Origin of the sequence: Methanoculleus chikugoensis (genome assembly GCF_019669965.1) — an archaeon.
In the GTDB taxonomy this organism is placed as follows: domain Archaea; phylum Halobacteriota; class Methanomicrobia; order Methanomicrobiales; family Methanoculleaceae; genus Methanoculleus; species Methanoculleus chikugoensis.
Window position 1 is genome coordinate 2191952 of record NZ_AP019781.1, and the last position, 17984, is coordinate 2209935.

The following is a 17984-nucleotide window of genomic DNA, read 5'->3' on the forward strand; positions in this document are numbered from 1 at the left end:
GTATCAGCGCAGGGCCGAACTGACGGCGAACCCTGCGGCCATCGCGAGCGCCCGGCTCGGGATCCGGGGGATCAGCAGGGTCGTCACCGCGAGCGTGACCGCGAAGTTGGCCGCCGTCCCGGGGGTGAAGACGTCGCTCGCCATCCGCATCGTCGAGGAGCGCCATTCATGATGAGGCGACGAAGGGAGCGCCACCCGCTCCGCAAGGCCGCTCGCCGTTCGCATGGCCGTCGAACGCCACGAACCCGTCTGCGATACACTCTTTCTGCAGGTCATGGTAACCAGTGATGGGTGCCGGGGGTTACTTATTCCTATGGTCGGCGAACCCCTCCCGGATCCGGCGCATATGGCTCAGATGGCAGGAGGGGCAGAGGGCTGCAAGGTTCCCGAGCGTATGGGAGCCGCCGCAGATCGCCGGTCGCCGGAGGTCGAAGTACGTCGATCCGGCGTCGAGCGGGGCGCTACACCCGGCGCACCGGTTGTCCTGCCGCTCAAGGATGGCCCGGACGGCCTCGTGCGTGAGATACGCGTCTCCGATAGGCACATCGTCGAAGTGCATCGCGGCACGAGTCCCGCGCTCGGGCATCACGCGGAGAAATTATTTTTCCAGATGATATACTTTACGGATCTGCACCGGGTTACAACACCCGAAAAGAGAGATCTGTATCGGTGAGCGAGATGCAGGCGTATTCCCGGCCCGGAATTCAGGGGGAAGGTGCAACCCATTCGACGGTCCCGTTCACGAAACCCATCCCCGACTCCGCCAGGTCCATCAGGCGTTCAAGATACCCGACTCCTGCTTCAAGCCACCCGAGCACGTCACGGGCGAGCGAGAGCAGGTCGGCGCCGATCTGCACGAGCCCCCCGATAACCTCCCGGAGCGATTCGACCGTCTCGAAGACGCTTCCTGGTGCGTCGGAGTCGGGCAACGGGATGACGGGAGTCCCCGCGCTTCCCGCCGCTACGACGACAACGAGGAGCAGGACGAGAGCGATCATCCTCACGCCGCCACCTCACCGGCCGGAGCGCCGACGAAGCGGAGGATAGACGATCCATTCCGCATACAGATCGTTACGGCATCGATCGCTATTAAGCCGTCCGCTCCGTGGTTCTCGAAAAACTGCTGAGGACATCCGGTGAAGAAAGAGAAAAGATCAAGTACCCAAAACGGAAGATATTCCGGTATGCAGTACGAGATCACCGGAGACAACCTCCAGATGGTGACCCTCCGCCTCGCCCCCGGCGAGAAAGCCTGCGCCGAGGCCGGCGCCATGGTCAACATGAGCGGGAACATGCAGATGACCACCAACATGAAGGGCGGGCTCTTCAAGGGACTCAAACGGATGATGACCGGCGAGGGGCTATTCATGACGGAGTTCACCCCGCAGGGCGGGGAAGGGTTCGTCTCGTTCGCCGGGAATGTCCCGGGGAAGATCTTCACCCTCGACATAAACGGGAACGAGTTCATCGCCCAGAAGGACGCGTTCCTCTGCTCCGAGCCGGGCATAGACCTCGATATCGCGTTCACGAAACGCCTCCGGTCGGGCGCGTTCGGCGGCGAGGGGTTCATCCTCCAGCGGCTCTCCGGCAGCGGGAAGGCGTTCCTCCACTGCTGCGGCGACATTATGGAGATGACGCTTGCGCCGGGCGAGGTGGTCAGGGTCGAGACGGGGCTCGTCGTCGGGTTCGAGAGCACCGTCGACTACAGCATAGCGCTCGCCGGCGGCGTGAAGACCGTCTTCTTCGGCGGCGAAGGACTCTTCCTGGCCACGCTGACCGGGCCGGGCAAGGTCGTCATGCAGTCGATGGATGTCGCGAAACTCGCCTCCTCCCTGATACCCTACCTCCCCATCCAGAACTCGTCGGGATAGTGAACACTACCCCACCCTTGCAGAAGGGGCCTTCTCACCCATCATCCGCAAGCCCCGCAGAGGTAACCTGATAGTCCGCGGAACCCAAGATTAGGGTATGATCTCCCCGACGGCGGATATCGTCATGGTGGTGCACGGCCCCGAGGCTTTCGATGCCGGCGACGTCGGGCGGCTGATCGATCTGCTCTCGCCCCGGCGGGTGCTGGTCGCGGGAGTGATGGCCCGGACGGCCGCCGAGGAGTCTGGGCTCCCGGTCGTCTGCACAGACGAGCGGCCGAGCACGGTGCTCGGGAGCATCCGGGAGCGCGCGTGCCTGGTCAACCGGGGAAAGACCCCGGAGTCCGGGAGGATATTCGGCGAGATCGTCGCCGGCAGGCTCGAAGGGCTCGTCCACATCGAGACATCGAGCGGAACCGTCTACTGCTGGAACCGTGGGGACAGCGTTCTCGCGGAGGAGATCGCCCGGCTGACGGGTTACGCCCTTGTCCGTGCGGAGAGCGACGAGACCCGGCGGGATGGGGTGCGCGAGATCCGCGGGTGCCTGCCCGGGGAAGCGGTCTTCGTGAACGGGATCGTTATCGGGACCGCGACGGCGGAGACGGTCGTCCTCGCGAGCGAGAACGGAGCCCTCCGGGCAGTCTCAGGGCTCGATCCGAAACCGCACGGGTTCGAGAAACTCCTCCGGGCAGGTCTTCCCGAGATCCGGAGAGCCTGGTGCAAGAGCGGTGCGGTGCGGAGGGCTCCGCCCGGCCGGGGCGAGCGCGTCCGCCGTGGAGGCAGGATCGCGGTCATCGACCATTGCGGCCACACCCTCTATGGCGAGATCGGGGAGGACGTATGCGGCGTCCTTGCCGTCGGCGACGACACCACCGCCGTCTGCGGGCATATCTGCTCGCACTTCGGCATCCCTGTCTTCGGGGTGGTCGACGGGGACGGCGATGGCATCGTGAAGCCCGGGTACGCCCCGGGGTCGGTGGTGGTCGAGGTTCTGGATGGGCGCGACGACGACGTCGGGCGGGAGGTTGCGGCCGTCCGGGATCTTGAGGCCGCCTCCTGGGAGGATTGGGTCGAAGAGACGCTCCGTGTCCTCGCAGGAAGGGTGCGGGTCGTCATCGACCTTCGTGAGGAGTAAGGAATGCAGTGCGCCGAGTGCAAAGGAAGAGGGTTCTGCGGGCTTGAGCGCTGCCCGATCATGAGCCGGTTCTACGCCCGGCTCCCGGTCCGGCAGAGCGACCACTACCAGGGGACAGCGCCGTCGGTCTTTGTGGGGAGTTACGGCTACCCGAAGGTCGCGGGCGGCCCGCTGATGATCGACGACGCCGACCACCCCCCGGACTGGGTGGCGCAGGGTCTCGGGATCGAGGATATCGTGGGGCTCCGGGCCCGGACGATCCGCGGGGCCGGCGAGGCGAAGAACCTCTCCGGGAGCATCCAGGAGATCGCGCTCTCGAGCCTGCCGCTCGATGTGGAAGTCCGGTTCACGAAACCCGTCGCCTTCGACCTCCGGTTCGACGGGACGATCGCCCCGGTCGGGCTCACCGGCGCCATCAAAAAGATGGACGTCCTCGAGAACGCCCGGGTGGACCGGGCGGTCGACCGGGTGACCTCCGATACCGATCTCGGCGCGACCGACGCCTGCGAGATCCTCAACGCCTCGGGCACCGACGTCTACCGGATCACCCAGCTCCTCACCGCCGGGCTCCTCGGGAGCGAGAAGAAGCGGCACGTCGTCCCCACCCGCTGGGCAATCACGGCGGTCGACGACACGGTCTCAAAGCAGCTCAAGAAGAAGATCTCCCGATATCCGCCGCTCTCCGGGATAGGGGTCTTCTCCGCCGCGCTCTACGGCAACCACATCGTCTGCCTCCTCGTCCCGGGGGACTGGAAGTTCGAGATGATCGAGGTCTGGGGGAAACAGTCGCTCTGGGGCGGCGGGAACGAGACGATCGCCGTGGACGGCGAGGGAGCGACGAAGTCCGGCTACTCCCCGATCGCAGGGGCCTACTACTCGGCGCGCCTCGCGGTCGCGGAGTACCTGGAGAGCGTCCGGCGCTCGGCACGGGTGCTCGTCCTCAGGAACGTCACCGGCGAGTACTGGGCGCCGCTCGGCACCTGGGTCGTGCGGGAGGCGACGCGGAACGCCATGCGGGGCGAGAAGACCCCGTGCGCCGATCTTCGGCAGGCGATCGACGTTGCCTCCCGGCTCATCGGGTTTAGCCACTGGCAGCCCCACAGCAGGCTCATCCCGGAACTCGTGACGCAGAAGACGCTGTTTGATTTTTGAGTATCATAAGGTGCGAGTTGAGGGGCCTTGGGGGCCTCACGCGAAGAACGCGAAGCCGTGAAGAACGATGTTCCCGAAGGGAAAGGAGTTCGAGCACCGAAGGTGCGAAGGGGAGTTACACGCCCATCTGCCAAGCTTCACGCTCCTCGCGGCAGCGCGAGAAGTAACTAAGGTAGAACTGCGGAGCGGTTTTCGCGCGGGGCTGCGCCTGTGGCTGTGGATCCCCTCACCCGAACCGGAGCCGGATCATCCCGAGCAGCATCGCCTTCGCGTCCGTTGTCGCCACCTTCGACTCGTCCCGGTTCTCCCAGGTGATCGGGACCTCCTCCACCCGGTAGCCGCTCCGGTGCAGCCGCCAGAGGAGTTCGACGTCGAACTCAAACCCGGTCGACCGGATCGAGGAGAGAACCTCCTCAAGCGCATCTTTCCGGAAGACCTTTGCGCCGCACTGGGTGTCCCGGTAATCGAGCCCGAAGAGCGCCCTGGCCATGAGGTTGAAGAGACGGCTCTCGACCCGGCGACGGAACCCCTGCCGCACGGGGAGGACCGAGCCCGGAACCCAGCGCGACCCGATGGCGCCGTCGGCGGTTGCGAGACGGTCGAAGAGCCGCTCCATCTCGGATAGCGCGGTCGAGCCGTCCGCGTCCATGTAGCCGACGAAGGGTGTTTCGGCCGCCTCCATCCCGGCGACGACGCCTCCTCCTTTCCCGAGCCGGGCCGGGTAGGTCAGGCACCGGATGGAGAGCGACGGGTGAGCGTCCGCAAACGCACCGACGATCTCTGCTGTGGCATCGGTCCCGTCGCAGACGAAGACGAGATCGCCCTTGAAGCCCGAGACGTCCTCGAGGAGCGACCGGATCCGCCGCTCTTCGTTGTATGCGGGGATCACCAGGGTGCAGTCCGCCGGGCTCACGCCGCCGTTACCGGTATCGTCTAGCATTCCAGTTTCGTGATGATGGTGTCGGCGAACTGTGCGGCGGCGGCGGGGCCGTTCGCGGTCACGACCTGCATGTCGGCGACGACGGGGATCTCAAGGAAGTTCGCTCCCGCCTTCTTCATCTCCGCGACAGCCGCCGGGCTCGGGTATACCGTCGCCTGCCGCCCGGCGAGGATGCCCGCCCGTGCCAGCACGACCGGCGCAAGGCAGATGGCGGCGACGACCTTGCCCTGCTCGAAGAACGACCTGACGAGTTCCCGGAGCCGTTTGCTTCCCCAGAGGTGCTCCTCCGAACCGCTGCCGCCCACGATCACGATCCCGGCGTAGTCGTCGGGATTCGCGTCCTCAAACGTCATGGTCGCCTCCGCGGCGCCCCCGAGCATCCCCGTGCACGTGCCGGCGACCGTCGAGGCGATATCGACGCCGATCCCCGCCTCCTCGAAGGTGCGTCTCGGGATCTCCAGTTCCTCGTCTCTGAACCGTTCCGGTGCAATCGCAAGCAAGAGTTTCATACGCGTCTTCTATCAGGGATTTGTTCATAAGCGTATTGATGGTTGTGGAGCGGGGTCGTGCCCCCCCGGAGAGAATGCCCGGGAAGATCCGGGCCGTGTTTTTAAACAAGATTATTATAATAATTGCGCCATTGAAGTGCAGACCCCGCGGCAGCGTGAGATCCGAAGGCTCTGCCGGAGGCCCGGTCATTCATCCAGATCGGGCCGTCCCCGGCACGGAGTAGAGGCCTGTTCCCGGGGTGGAGACGAGGAGTGATAGATGATGCGACGCGGCACCTGTCTCTGGTTCGTCCTGCTCTCGGCACTTGCGCTCGTTATGGGCGCGGGAGCACAGGCAGGAGATCCTGCGGTTATCTGGAACCGGACGTACGGAGGACCTGATGCTTACGACGCGGCATACGCGGCCGTTCCCGACCCCGGCGGAACCGGGCTCTTCCTTGCCGGGGAGACTGTTTCTCCCGAAGGGGGGAAGACGGACGCCTGGGTGATCCGGCTCGCGCCGGACGGCGGCGAGGAGTGGAACAGGACCTACGGCGGGGAGGAGGCCGACACTGCGCACGCCATCATCCGGACCAATGTGGGTAACCTCCTCCTCGCCGGGAACCTCACCCTCGTCACGAACGGGACGCGGGCCGACACCGATGCCTGGCTCGTGGAGATAGACCCCTCCGGCGGCGAGGTCTGGAACCGGACTTACGGCGGCCCGGACGTCAACGCCACGGCAGCCGCGGCTATCGAGGCGGAAGACGGGGGCTACGTCTTCGTCGGTTCTATCAGGCCGCGGGAGGGGAACGAATCCTCGGCCTGGGTGGTCAGGGTGAACGAGACAGGTGGTGAGGTCTGGAACCGGACGTTCGGCGGAGCGGGGGAGAATACCGCGAACGCCGTCACCCGAATTCCCGGTGGGGACTTCGTCGTTGCCGGCAGCACCGAGTCCTCGGGAGCAGGCATGGCCGACGTCTGGGCGGTCAGGCTGAACGGGTCGGGCGGTGAGGTCTGGAACAGGACGTTCGGCAGCCCCGACGACGATGCCGGCCGGGCGGTGCTCAACACCTCCGACGGCAACCTGCTCGTCGCCGGCACGTTCACGGAGCGGCCGGACAACACGACGGTCGATACCGACGCACTCCTCATCAAACTCACGCCTGACGGGGATATCCTCTGGGACTGGATCTACGGCGACTTCGGCGTGAACGAGACGGCGGCGGCCGTCATCGAAACCCCTGACGGCGGCTACCTCTTCGCCGGGGAGACGGCCTACCCCGGGGTGGACGATACCGACGCCTGGCTGGTCGCGACCGACGCCGACGGAGCGGTGGCATGGAGCAGGACATTCGGCGGCGTAAACCCCGGCGATAAGGCCACATCGCTTATCGAGTCCGCACCGGGAGAGTTCGTCTTTGCAGGGACGTTCAACGCCACGGTGAGCGGAAGGACGGCAACCACAGATGCCTGGGCGGTGAAACTGGGGCCGAAGCCCACGCCGACGGCTACCCCGACGGCGACCCCGACGCCCGTACCCACAGCGGCACCTTCCAGGCCCTCGAAAGCACCGATCATCTCCCAGAAGCCGCCGGTACCGGCCGCAACGGCGACTGCCGCCCCGTCACCGGTCGTGACGGGGCCGGCGGGAACCCCCTCGCCGTCTCCGACTGCAGTTCCGACGCCGGTCACGACGCCCGTGCCCACCGGGACGACGACGCCCACGGCCACGCCGACTATGACGGTCGCCCCGTCTCCGACGATGACGCCGGTCGGCGACGATGACGATGATGACGACGACAATGACGACGATACTAACCAGACCGGCGGCGCGGCAAACGAATCACTCTCGGGGACGGTCTGGTTCGACCTGAACGGTGACGGCGTCCGCGATCCCGGCGAGCCGGGTGTCCCCGAGATCAGCGTGCGGCTGATCGGCAAGCGAACCATGCTCGACTATACCGCCACCGGCCCGGACGGGTCGTACCGGTTCGGGGCCATCCCCTCCGTCGGCTACGCCGGTGTGGAGTTCGTTCTCCCGGACGGGTATTCCTGCACCGTCCCGGGCCTGGACAACAACGCTGCGCCGCTCGACACGGACGTGATATTCGCCGAAGGCGGGGTTGACCGGCAGACCCTGAATGCGGGACTCGTCGGGAATCTCCTGCCCGGAACCCCGGCGGGGGCCTACGGGTGGGTGCTCGGGACGGCCTGGAGCGACGATAACCGGGACGGGATCCGGGATGAGACCTCCGGCATGACGGATGTCGAGGTCCGCCTCCTGGACGCGGACGGGAACGTGGCGGCGTCGACCCGGACCAGGTATCACGACCGGTACTTCTCCATGTACCTCTTCGGCCCGCTTCCGCCCGGGGAGTACTCCGTCGCGTTCACTGCGCCGGACGGCTACATCTTCACGAATCCTGGCCGGGACAGCCACGTCGACCCCTCGACCGGGGCGACCGGCCGGTTTGCGGTCGGCGGAGGGGAGGCGGTCGTCAGGGGTGCGGGGCTGATCCTCTCCCTGTCTCCGGCCGCCTCCCCAGGCGATCCGGGAGGTGGGGCCCCCGCTCCGGGCGGGACGGACGATGCGGCCGTTCGCGCTGAGGAAGACGATGAGGAGGGCGAGCCGGTCGTGACCGGCGTCCCGCAGGTTCCGGCGAACGAGACCGTCGATGACGGCGATGCCGCCGGTGAATGGGAACCTGTGCGGGAGAGCGGCGATGATAACGAGGTTAGGGATAACGATGACCAGAACAAGGTTAGGGACAACAACGGTCGAAAAGAGATTGGAGACAATAACGACCGGAAAGAGACCCGGGACAATGGCGATCGAAAAGAGCCGAAAGACGATGACCGGAAAAGGCCGGATGGGATGGAAAAGAGCGTCCGGCATGACGACGGCAGGGACGAGGGTGACTGATCGGAAGGAGTAAAGCGGCGTTCGACAACGGCGATGCGCGTATCTTCTATGGTTTTCTGATCGGCATGGCTCCCTGCTCCCGATCGGTTCGGGTCATGGAGGCCGGGATGTTTTCTGTTTTCATGGCGATGGCCACACGGATCGCTCGGACGAACCCGGGGAGTTCCTGAGCATCTCTCCCAGATCAATAAAAATATTAAATATTTTAATGGCTATCAGGAACCGAACCCCGGGGCCGGTACCGGACCGGAAAAAATCTCGATCCTGCAGGCCGCCGGAAGGCGGTGCGAAGAGGCACAGCAGCCTTCCATGGGGTTACACGCCCGGAGCGTCCGGGCAGATGAGGTGAACCGGGTGAGATCTACCAGTGTTCTTGCAGCAGTCATCGTATCAGCGTTCGTCTTCGGTTCGATGGCAGGCGCCGCCGTCCCGGCGGAGCCCGGCTCGGGTGCAGTATACGAGAGAACCGTCGGCACGATCGGGGGCACGATATTTCTGGATGCCGACGCGAACGGCGTCCAGGACTCCGGCGAGCGGGGCATGAGCGGCGTCGCCGTCCACCTCCTCGGCGCCGCAGGTGAGCGGATCGCAACGGCGGAGACGTTCGCCCACGCCTGTGAAGGGCTCTACATCTTCAGCGGCGTCCTCCCGGGGAACTACACCGTCGAGGTCGTCCCGCCGGAGGGCTACGGCTTCACCGTCCCCGGCATGGGGGCTCCCGGCGAGACGATGAGCACCGTCGATACAGTGAACGGCACGACCACCACCATCGACCTGACGGAAGAGACGGTTCAGACGGCGGACCTCGTCGTCAGGGATGCCGGCCTGGTGCCGGCCGCCGCCTGACGGCGATCACACATTTTTACTGGTGCTCAGCAACGTGCTGCCGGAGCATCGTGCCGGGCCTGTATCGGTCGGCGATCTCGAGCGCCGTCTTCCGGAGAGCCGCGTGCTCCACGATGCAGGACTCCGGCGGGGCCGCCTTCCGAAGGATCCGGGAAGTGTTCTCGGTGATCTGGATGAGCTCCGTTGCTATCAGGGCGTTGAGCCAGAGGAGGTCGCGGAGCATCTCTTTCGTTTCTTCGTCCTGGTGCATGGATAGAGGTAGGCAGTGCTCCCTCATCAATCGTGCCCAATAGAAGGGTTGATTGACCACGCCGGGAAATACTTCAGAGAGTATGGGTATGCAGTTTCTGGAGTTCGCCCAAGTCTGCGAGCGCCTCGAAGGGACCCCGGGACGCCTCGATATGATCGAGCAGATCGCCGCCGTCCTCCCCCGGCTCGACGACGAGGAGCTCCCCGTCTTCGTCCGGTTCGTCATGGGCAGGGTCTTTCCCGACTGGAGCACCAAAAAACTCGGTGTGGGTCCGAACCTCCTCTACGACGCCGTGGCCTACGTCGTCGGGACGAAGCGGGAGACCGTCCGGGAGGCGATCAACACAACCGGCGACGTGGGCCTCGCCGTCGAGGGACTCCTTGCAAAGAAGGAGCAGACGTCGTTCTTTATCGAGGAACTCGACCTCACCGGGGTCTACCGGGAGCTCGAGCGGATGGCGGTCGTCGAAGGACAGCGGTCGCAGCGGGAGAAACTCCGCGTGGCGCAGAGGCTCTTCGGCAACGCCCGGCCGCTCGAGGGGCGCTACCTCGCGCGGCTGATGCTCGAGGAACTCCGGATCGGCGTGGGGGAAGGGAACGTCCGCGACGCCGTCGCCCGGGCGTTCGAGGTCGACGTCCGCCTGGTCGAGCATGCCCACCAGGCGCTGAACGATCTCGGGGAGGTCGCCCTCCTCGCCCGGCGCGACCCCGACGCGCTCTCCCGCGTGACGATCGAGCCGTTCCGGCCGGTGAAGATGATGCTCGCGCAGGCGGGAACGATCGCCGCCCAGATCGAGGATCACGGCGAGGTGGCGGTCGAGTATAAGTACGACGGGAGCCGGTTCCAGTTCCACAAGGTGGGCGACGTCTGCCGGATCTACTCGCGGAAACTGGAGGACGTCACGGAAAGCCTCCCCGACATCGCGAACCTCCTCCTGGAGGCGACCGACCACGACGTCATCCTGGACGGGGAGGCGGTCGCCGTCCGCGACGGGAGGCCGATGCCGTTCCAGTACGTGATCCGGCGGTTCCGCCGCAAACATGGGGTGGACTCGATGATGGAGAAGATCGAACTCGTGCCGAAGGTCTTCGATATCCTCTACCTGGACGGCGAGACGCTGATGGACCGTCCCCTTGCAGAACGGCGCAAAGCCCTCGACGAAGCGCTCCGTGCGCACGTCGCTCCGCAGTTCCCGGCCGCCGACGCGACCGCAGCGGAGGCGGTCTACGCCGACGCCCTCGACCTCGGGCACGAGGGCGTGATGGTGAAAGTCCTCGACTCGCCCTACACCCCCGGCGTCCGGGGCCGGCTCTGGGTGAAGGTGAAACCCGGCGTCGAGACGCTCGACCTCGCGGTCGTCGGGGCGGAGTGGGGCGAGGGCCGGAGAGCCGGGACGTTCGGCTCGTTCCTGCTCGCGGTGCAGGACCAGGGCCGGCTCCTCCCGGTCGGGAAGGTGGCTACCGGGATCACGGACGAGGTGCTGGCCGACCTCTACGCCCTCTTCAAGGACAGGGTGATTGCCCGCTCCGGAAAAGAGGTGACCCTCGAACCGGAGGTGGTCTTCGAGGTGGGCTACTCCGAGATCCAGACAAGCCCGAACTACGCGAGCGGCTACGCGCTCCGGTTCCCGCGGTTCGTCCGGGTGCGTGAGGACAAGAGCGTGGACGAGGCCGAGACCCTTGAAGCGCTCGTCGAGCGCTACGCCCGGCAGAAGAACGGACAGGAGTCTCTGTAGATACCTCATGTCAGCAGGGAAAGCGATTTAATCTCACGCGATACCGGCCTGGACTGCATTACATCTCCACGGGCGGAACCGGGAGCCGGCCATTCAACGCCGGAACCAAACCACCGCTCTTTAAGCCTTTCCGGGAAAACGGGTAGTTGCAGGAGCGCTGATCAGGTGTTTGAGAAGACACTATTCGTGGAGGGGATCAACGGGGGCGTGCAGGTCGACGCGCCCTTCGTGGTGGACGTTGCAGAACTCCGGGAGAAGCGGGGAGGCAAGTATATCCAGCTCGGCATATCCGATAGGACCGGGCGGGGAACCTGCAAGGTCTGGGGGACGCCGGATCTCAGCGTGGAGCAGATCGAGGCGTTCTGCCGTGCGATCCGGCCGGGGGAGGTCTACCGCATCCAGGGATACGCAAAGGAGTTCAACGGCACCTGCGAGGTGAACGTGAACGACGGGATCGCGAACCTCGCAGACCCTATCCGGGGAGACCTCCTCGACCCATCCTGGTTCGTCCATGCACCCGCCGACGACGATGGAGTCCGGCGGGGACTCGGGCGTATGACCGCCCGGATCGAGGATCCCGGCGTATTCTCCCTCGTCTCAAGAGTGATGAACGATACGCCCGGGTTCTTCGAGGTGCCCGCGGCCAAACGCCGGCACCACGACTATATGGGGGGCCTTGCGGAGCACACCCTCGAGACCGCGGAGATTGCGGCGAACCTCGCAGGCACGGTCTCGCGAGCAGAGATGGATACCGACGTTCTCCTCGCCGGGGCACTCCTCCACGACATCGGCAAAGCGTCCTGCTTCTGCCGTCGGGGTTTCTCGTTCGTCGCGCTCCCCGACTACACCCTCGTCGGGCACACGGCGATCGGGGCCGCGGCGCTGATGAAATACTCCGCCGGCGTCGAACCCGCACGGTTCGCGCACATCCTCCATATCGTGATGTCGCACCACGGCCCCCACGGCGAGGTCCAGCCCCGGACGCCCGAGGCCTGGGCGGTTCACTTCGCCGACAACGCAAGCGCCACCCTCCGGAGCGTCTGCGACGACGCGAGCGCCCTTAAGCCGGGAGAGGAGCGGCAGGGAGCACGGACACGGCAGCCGGTCTACCGGTTCTGAGAGATCTCGGGGCACGCACCGGCGTAAACCATATGCTGCTATACCAAAAAAATCAATTATTCTTGGCTGGATTCAAGAATATCCTATTATCCTTTGAGTATAAGGGCATTGTGATCCGCACCGGGACACTCCGCCGGTAAAAAAAATTATGACCCCTTCAGGTAGGCTTCGGGGTCGCGCTCGAAGAGCTTCTTGCAGCCCGGGGCGCAGAAGTAGTAGGTCTTCCCCTTATACTCGCTCGTAAACTTCGCGGTCGCCTCGTCGACGTCCATCTTGCATACGGGATCAACTGCCATAGGTATCGACCTCCGACAGGATCCCTCTCTTCACCGGAGGTATATATGTCTTGAGCAGCAGCGAGAGCGAGACGACCGTCACCGACGAGAGGGCCATCGCGAGCGCCGCGTACTCAGGCCGGAAGGTGATGCCGAAGAAGGGATAGAGCACGCCTGCCGCGAGGGGGATGAGGGCGGAGTTGTAGGCGAACGCCCAGAAGAGGTTCTGTTTGATCCGGCTCATCACCTTCCGGGAGAGTTCGACGGCCGCGACGGCATCGACGAGGTCGTCCCGGACGAGGACGATATCCCCGCTCTCGATGGCGACGTCGGTTCCGCTCCCGATGGCGATCCCGACGTCCGCCTGCGCAAGCGCCGGGGCGTCGTTGATCCCGTCGCCGACGAAGGCCACGACCTCGCCCCGCACCTGGAGGGCCCGGACCTCTTCGGCCTTCTCCTGCGGCAGCACCCCGGCGTGGACGTCCGTGATCCCGACCTCGCGGGCGATGGCGTTCGCCGTCCGCTCGTTGTCGCCGGTGATCATCATGACGGAGAGGCCCATCCGTTTCAGTTCCGCGACGGCGGTCCGCGTCGTCGGTTTGAGGGTATCGGCGATGGCGAGAATGCCCGCGAGTTCGCCCCCTATGGCGACGAGCACCGTGGTCTTCCCCACGTCCTGAAACACGGTCACCCGCATCCCGGCCTTCGGCGGGACGGCGATGCCGCGCTCCTCAAGGAAGGGCTGGTTCCCGATCAGGACCTCCTCCCCCTCCACGACAGCGCTGACCCCCAGGCCGCCGAAGGTGTTGAATCGCTCCGACGCCGGGATACCGACCCCGGCGCTCTCTGCCCGCCGGACGACCGCCGCCGCGAGCGGGTGCTGGGAGTTCTTCTCGACCGCCGCCGCGACCGATAACAGCCGGTCTTCCGGAACCCCGAACGCGACGACGTCGGTGACGTCGGGTTTTCCCCGGGTGAGCGTCCCCGTCTTGTCGAAGACGATCGCGGTCAGTTTCTCCGAGACCTCGAGCGCCTCACCGTTCCTGATCAGCAGTCCGAGTTCGGCGCCCCTCCCGATCCCGACGGTCACGGCGGTCGGGGTGGCGAGGCCGAGCGCACAGGGGCAGGCGACGACCAGGACGGAGATCAGCACCGTGAGCGCAAAGAGGAGCGACGAACCGAGCCCCACGTACCAGACGAGGAAGGCGGCAATCGCTATCGCGAGAATGACCGGGATGAAGTAGGAGACCGCGACGTCGGCGATCCGCTCCACCGGGGGCCGTGAACCCTGGGCGTCCCGGACGAGCCTGATGATCTGCGATAATACCATATCTTTCCCGATCTTCTCTGCCCGGACCCGGAGGACCCCGTTCACGTTCAGGGTGCCGCCGACGACCCCGTCGCCCTCCCGCCTGTCGGCCGGGATGGGCTCGCCGGTGATCATCGACTCGTCCACCGAACTCTCGCCGCCGACGACCGTCCCGTCCACCGGCACCTTCTCCCCCGGCCGGACCAGGAGCACGTCACCGACGACGACCTCCTCGATCCCGACCTCGACCTCCCGGCCGTCCCGGATCACCGTCGCGGTCTTCGGCCGGAGGCCGATCAGGTTCTTGATGGCTTCAGACGTCCGCCCCCTCGCCCGGGCTTCGAGGTACCGCCCGAGCGTCAGGAACGAGGCAAGCATCACGGCGGTCTCGTAGAAGTTAAACTCCGGGGTGAGGACGATCCCGAAGGTGCCGAGAAGGCTTGCGCCGTATGCGACGCCGATCCCCATCGCGTACATGACGTCCATCGTCAGCGCCCGGTTCCGGAGCGCGGCGGCCGCGGCCCTGAAGATGGGGGCGCTGACGTAGAGGAAGACCGGCAGGGTGATGACGAGCATGACGAGGTTCACGGAGACCGGGAGGGCGGCCGCCCCCGGCATCCCGAGGAGCATGTAGAGAAAGAGCGGGATGCTCACCGCAAAGCCGACGGTCAGCCGCCTGAACTTGTCGCGGAGGTCTTCCTCGCGCATCCGGGCTTCGACGTCTTCGGTGACCTCCTCCTCGAGCCCCAGGTACTGGTAGCCGGCATCCTCGACGGCGGCGCGGATGTCGGATATCGTGACGAGCGCGGGGTTGTAGACGACGTGTGCATTCTCGGTCGCGAGGTTGACCCGGGCCTCGTGGACCCCGTCGAGGTCGCCGAGCGAGGCCTCGATCACCTGGGCACAGGACGCGCAGACCATCCCCCCGATCCTGACGGTGACCTCGTTCCTCACGACCTCGTAGCCGGCGTTCGTGACCGTCCGTTCAAGATCCGCGAGGGTTGCCTTCGCCGGGTCGTACTCGACGACGGCGGTCTCGTTTGCGAGGTTGACCCGGGCGTCATAGACGTCGTCCCGGCCCTGGAGAGCGCGTTCCACGTTGAGGGCGCAGGACGCACAGTGCATCCCGGAGATCTTCAGTTCCGCCCTTCTCTTCTGCTCCGGCATGATACTCTCCTCGCTCTGCGCGGATAAAATACCTGCTCTCACCTGCCCGCCTTCGCGCACCCCATCCCGGGAGAGGCCGGATTCTCAATACGGCCTACGGCGATTTTTATACACAATATTATTATATTCTTGGCCAACTATATCGCCCCATCCTGAGGTGATTGTGGTGCAGAGAAGGGATATTCCAGCAGGGGAGAAGCAGTATGATGTCGAGCATCTGGCATCGAGACAGGACGTCGACAGCCTGATCGAGGCGTTGCAGAGCGGCGATCCGACCGCCCGCCGGAGCGCCGCCCTCGGCCTCGGCGCGCTCGGGGAATGGCGGGGAGTGGATCCCCTCATCCGGGCGCTCACCGATCCGGTGCAGGACGTCCGGGAGGGAGCGGCGAACGCGCTCGTCATGGTCGGAACACCGGCGGTCGAACCGCTGATCGACCTCCTTGAACGTCCCGGGGCCGGGGCGGCCTACGGGGTGCCGCGGGAGTCGGCCGACCAGGGCATCACCCAGGTCGACCTCCTCGGCGGGCCCGAGGGGATACCCCCCGAAAAGAGGAGGCTCCGGCACGGGAGCGGGATCACCCAGCACGACGTACTCGGGGGGCCGGAGGATATCAGGAAGGCGGGAGCAGGAGCGTCCCGCGACACGGAGCAGGAGATTACCCAGCACGATCTCCTCGGCGGGCCGGGGGATGTGGGGACGAGAAAGAGCCTCCGGCACCGCGAACTCGCCCAGCACGATCTCCTTGGCGGCCCGGAGGATGCGAGGGAGCACGAGCGGCTCTTCCCCGGAGCGAGGTGGGCCGGCGTCGTGCCGGAGGAGGTCACTCCCGGCACGGCGCTGCGCCGGGCCTACGCCGCCGTCATCCTCGGCGAGATCGCCGATCCGCGGGCGGAAGGGGCGCTCAGCCGGGCGCTCTCCGACACCGATCCCGGCGTCCGGAGGTCGGCCGAGGACGGGATGGCGCGGTTCCGGGAGAGGCGGGGTGAGGCTACGCCCGTCCCGCCGGCATCGCGTTGATTCCAGAGCGGACCGCTCTTCTCTTTTGGCGTGTCGGGAGCATCTTCGGACCAAAAGGCCCTCGTAGGGGCGGTAGAGCCGGGGGTATATATGGGTGGCCCTCACATGTTAGACACCTTAGGCACCCCGGGTGCAGCCATGACCCCGAACTCCGGGAGAGGTATACCCCCTTTTCGGAGTACCTTTGACATGGGTCTTCACATTCCTGGCTGTACGAGAAAGCAGCCGCCGGGCGTAGACCGATTCCGGGCGTGACGATATGCCGCGCAAGGAGGTCGGCCCGGACGGGCAGCCTCTACCACCCTCCGGGGGGACCGTTCCATCGTTCTCTTACGAGTTTTTCCCAGATGGCGGCGGTTGCCTATGCAAAACAGCGAGCCCGGAGGAGACATGGGATCTCTTTGCCGGGTTCAAGAGAGTTATACCATGACAGCAGAAACAACCGGAAACTACGCCGTCTATTACTGTGGCAGGTGCCATCACCGATGGAGAGGAGAATCTACCAGTGGGCCCGTCAAATGTCCGATATGTCGAAACTACAGCACCATCGGGCGCACGGAACCGAGAAATCGGCGGAGGCAGTGACGGGCGTCGCCTTGAGCCCGGGAGGCCATGTGCGATCGGGATCGTGGCGGTCGCATGGCCCTTACCCCCGCCCTCTCGTTTGAAGACCGTCATTGCCCTGCGGGGTCTCGCCCGGAGGGCGGAGTGGACGCTCTCTCGGATCAGGGTCTTCGGACGCCCCCAGAGACCGCCTTACGAAAGTTATTATATCGACCGTTCGCCATACACCGGTCACGGAGGCGAAAAGATTGGAGCAAGGGAGACGGTTCAACATCGATCGCCTGCGGGCCGAGGAGGACGTAAACGGCCTGGTCGAGGCGATCGAGAGCGATGACGGCCTGACCCGCCAGCGGGCCGCCCTGGCGCTCGGGGACTTCGGCGGTGCCGAAGCGGTCGGGCCGCTCATCCGGGCGCTTGGCGACCCGCTGACGGCGGTGCGGGAGGCGGCGGCGGACTCGCTCACGCTGCTCGGGAGCCCGGCGGTCGGGCCGCTGGTCGAACTCCTCGATAACCCGGAGGCGGCGGGGAGGTACGACAAGCCGGGGGCCGCCGCCGGCCCGACGACCGTGACCGGCCCCGGGGGCCGGACCTGGGAGATCGCGACCGGGAGGGACCTCCGCCGGGTCTACGCGGCCGCCATCCTCGGCGAGATCAGCGACCCTGCCGCGGTCGAGCCCCTCGTCCGGGCGCTCAAGGATGCAAGCGACGACCTCCGGTGCCAGGCGTCCGGGGCGCTCCCGAAGTTCGGGAGCGGGGCGGTGGAGCCGCTCACGGCGATGCTCGCCGATGCCGACACGGACGTCCGGATCGTCGCGGCCGGCGTCCTCGGCGATACCGGCAACCCGGCTGCGGTCGAGCCCCTCATCGGGGCGCTCCGGGACGAGAACGTCGATGTCCGGGGGGCGGCGGGAGGCGCCCTCTTTCGGATGGGCGATGCCGCGGTCGAGCCGCTGATCGCGGCGACGAAGGACGCCGACAGGAACGTCCGGCTCTATGCGGCGGGAGCGCTCAAGTACATCGGCAACCCGCGGGCAATCGACGCGCTCCAGGATCTCGCCCGGAACGGGGATACGGAGGAGAGGAGCGTCGCGCAGGACGCGATCGAGGCGATCCGGATGGTCAGTGGGAAGGGCGCGCCGGAGCCTTCGCCGCCGACCTCCCGATAACGTATCTTTTTTCGGGAGATCCCCGG

General features: G+C 66.0%; 17 protein-coding genes. 9 read left to right on the forward strand and 8 right to left on the reverse strand.

Going from position 1 to position 17984, the window contains the following annotated elements; genetic code table 11:
* Positions 1-3: 3 nt before the first annotated feature.
* The 3 genes from MchiMG62_RS11035 to MchiMG62_RS11045 all read right to left on the reverse strand — a co-directional run bounded on the left by MchiMG62_RS11035 (position 4) and on the right by MchiMG62_RS11045 (position 1004).
* On the reverse strand, positions 4-276 hold the full coding sequence (locus tag MchiMG62_RS11035) for a hypothetical protein (RefSeq protein ID WP_221056996.1): 273 nt from the start codon (positions 274-276) through the stop codon (positions 4-6).
* 25 nt (positions 277-301) lie between these two features.
* Positions 302-586 (reverse strand): HNH endonuclease, encoded by a 285-nt coding sequence (locus MchiMG62_RS11040; RefSeq protein WP_244987698.1) that lies wholly within the window; start codon positions 584-586, stop codon positions 302-304.
* Between the two features lie 118 nt (positions 587-704).
* Positions 705-1004, reverse strand: a complete 300-nt coding sequence (locus MchiMG62_RS11045) for a hypothetical protein (RefSeq protein ID WP_221056997.1) — start codon at positions 1002-1004, stop codon at positions 705-707.
* Between the two features lie 180 nt (positions 1005-1184).
* On the opposite strand from MchiMG62_RS11045, the gene MchiMG62_RS11050 reads away from it, so the two are divergent.
* From MchiMG62_RS11050 to MchiMG62_RS11060, 3 genes are all read left to right on the forward strand, one after another.
* A complete protein-coding gene (locus MchiMG62_RS11050; RefSeq protein WP_221056998.1) occupies positions 1185-1871 on the forward strand; it encodes a TIGR00266 family protein in 687 nt (228 codons plus the stop codon).
* Between the two features lie 97 nt (positions 1872-1968).
* Positions 1969-3003 (forward strand): DUF2117 domain-containing protein, encoded by a 1035-nt coding sequence (locus tag MchiMG62_RS11055; RefSeq protein ID WP_221056999.1) that lies wholly within the window; start codon positions 1969-1971, stop codon positions 3001-3003.
* Positions 3004-3006: 3 nt separating this feature from the next.
* Complete coding sequence (locus MchiMG62_RS11060; protein WP_221057000.1) at positions 3007-4155, forward strand: Nre C-terminal domain-containing protein; 1149 nt, start codon at positions 3007-3009, stop codon at positions 4153-4155.
* Positions 4156-4381: 226 nt separating this feature from the next.
* Here MchiMG62_RS11060 and MchiMG62_RS11065 read toward each other — a convergent pair whose 3' ends face one another.
* Both MchiMG62_RS11065 and MchiMG62_RS11070 read right to left on the reverse strand, forming a co-directional pair.
* On the reverse strand, positions 4382-5095 hold the full coding sequence (locus tag MchiMG62_RS11065; RefSeq protein WP_221057001.1) for a dolichyl-phosphate beta-glucosyltransferase: 714 nt from the start codon (positions 5093-5095) through the stop codon (positions 4382-4384).
* Positions 5089-5604 carry a DJ-1/PfpI/YhbO family deglycase/protease gene (locus tag MchiMG62_RS11070; RefSeq protein WP_221057002.1) on the reverse strand — a complete coding sequence of 172 codons (516 nt, stop codon included), beginning with the start codon at positions 5602-5604 and terminating at the stop codon, positions 5089-5091. Before MchiMG62_RS11070 ends, MchiMG62_RS11065 begins: the two co-directional genes overlap by 7 nt.
* Before the next feature lie 259 nt (positions 5605-5863).
* Between MchiMG62_RS11070 and MchiMG62_RS11075 the strand changes: the two genes are divergently transcribed.
* Both MchiMG62_RS11075 and MchiMG62_RS11080 read left to right on the forward strand, forming a co-directional pair.
* On the forward strand, positions 5864-8509 hold the full coding sequence (locus tag MchiMG62_RS11075; RefSeq protein WP_244987699.1) for an SdrD B-like domain-containing protein: 2646 nt from the start codon (positions 5864-5866) through the stop codon (positions 8507-8509).
* 354 nt (positions 8510-8863) lie between these two features.
* Positions 8864-9355: an SdrD B-like domain-containing protein gene (locus tag MchiMG62_RS11080; protein ID WP_244987700.1), complete on the forward strand. Its 492-nt coding sequence runs from the start codon at positions 8864-8866 to the stop codon at positions 9353-9355.
* A 16-nt stretch (positions 9356-9371) separates the two neighbouring features.
* Here the strand turns inward: MchiMG62_RS11080 and MchiMG62_RS11085 are convergent, their stop codons facing one another.
* Positions 9372-9605 carry a hypothetical protein gene (locus MchiMG62_RS11085; protein ID WP_221057003.1) on the reverse strand — a complete coding sequence of 78 codons (234 nt, stop codon included), beginning with the start codon at positions 9603-9605 and terminating at the stop codon, positions 9372-9374.
* Positions 9606-9693: 88 nt separating this feature from the next.
* On the opposite strand from MchiMG62_RS11085, the gene MchiMG62_RS11090 reads away from it, so the two are divergent.
* Together MchiMG62_RS11090 and MchiMG62_RS11095 are read left to right on the forward strand one after the other, a co-directional pair.
* Complete coding sequence (locus MchiMG62_RS11090) at positions 9694-11340, forward strand: ATP-dependent DNA ligase (RefSeq protein ID WP_221057004.1); 1647 nt, start codon at positions 9694-9696, stop codon at positions 11338-11340.
* A 165-nt stretch (positions 11341-11505) separates the two neighbouring features.
* The gene (locus MchiMG62_RS11095; protein ID WP_221057005.1) at positions 11506-12459 is read left to right on the forward strand and encodes an HD domain-containing protein; all 954 of its coding nucleotides are present in this window, start codon (positions 11506-11508) and stop codon (positions 12457-12459) included.
* A 146-nt stretch (positions 12460-12605) separates the two neighbouring features.
* On the opposite strand, the gene MchiMG62_RS11100 is transcribed toward MchiMG62_RS11095, so the two are convergent.
* Together MchiMG62_RS11100 and MchiMG62_RS11105 are read right to left on the reverse strand one after the other, a co-directional pair.
* A complete protein-coding gene (locus MchiMG62_RS11100; protein WP_221057006.1) occupies positions 12606-12755 on the reverse strand; it encodes a YHS domain-containing protein in 150 nt (49 codons plus the stop codon).
* A complete protein-coding gene (locus MchiMG62_RS11105) occupies positions 12745-15210 on the reverse strand; it encodes a heavy metal translocating P-type ATPase (protein ID WP_221057007.1) in 2466 nt (821 codons plus the stop codon). The genes MchiMG62_RS11100 and MchiMG62_RS11105 overlap by 11 nt, the downstream gene beginning before the upstream one ends.
* 166 nt (positions 15211-15376) lie before the next feature.
* Between MchiMG62_RS11105 and MchiMG62_RS11110 the strand changes: the two genes are divergently transcribed.
* Complete coding sequence (locus tag MchiMG62_RS11110; RefSeq protein WP_221057008.1) at positions 15377-16228, forward strand: HEAT repeat domain-containing protein; 852 nt, start codon at positions 15377-15379, stop codon at positions 16226-16228.
* A gap of 812 nt (positions 16229-17040) precedes the next feature.
* Positions 17041-17958, forward strand: coding sequence for a HEAT repeat domain-containing protein (locus MchiMG62_RS11115; RefSeq protein ID WP_244987701.1), 918 nt, complete (start codon positions 17041-17043; stop codon positions 17956-17958).
* Positions 17959-17984 lie beyond the last annotated feature (26 nt).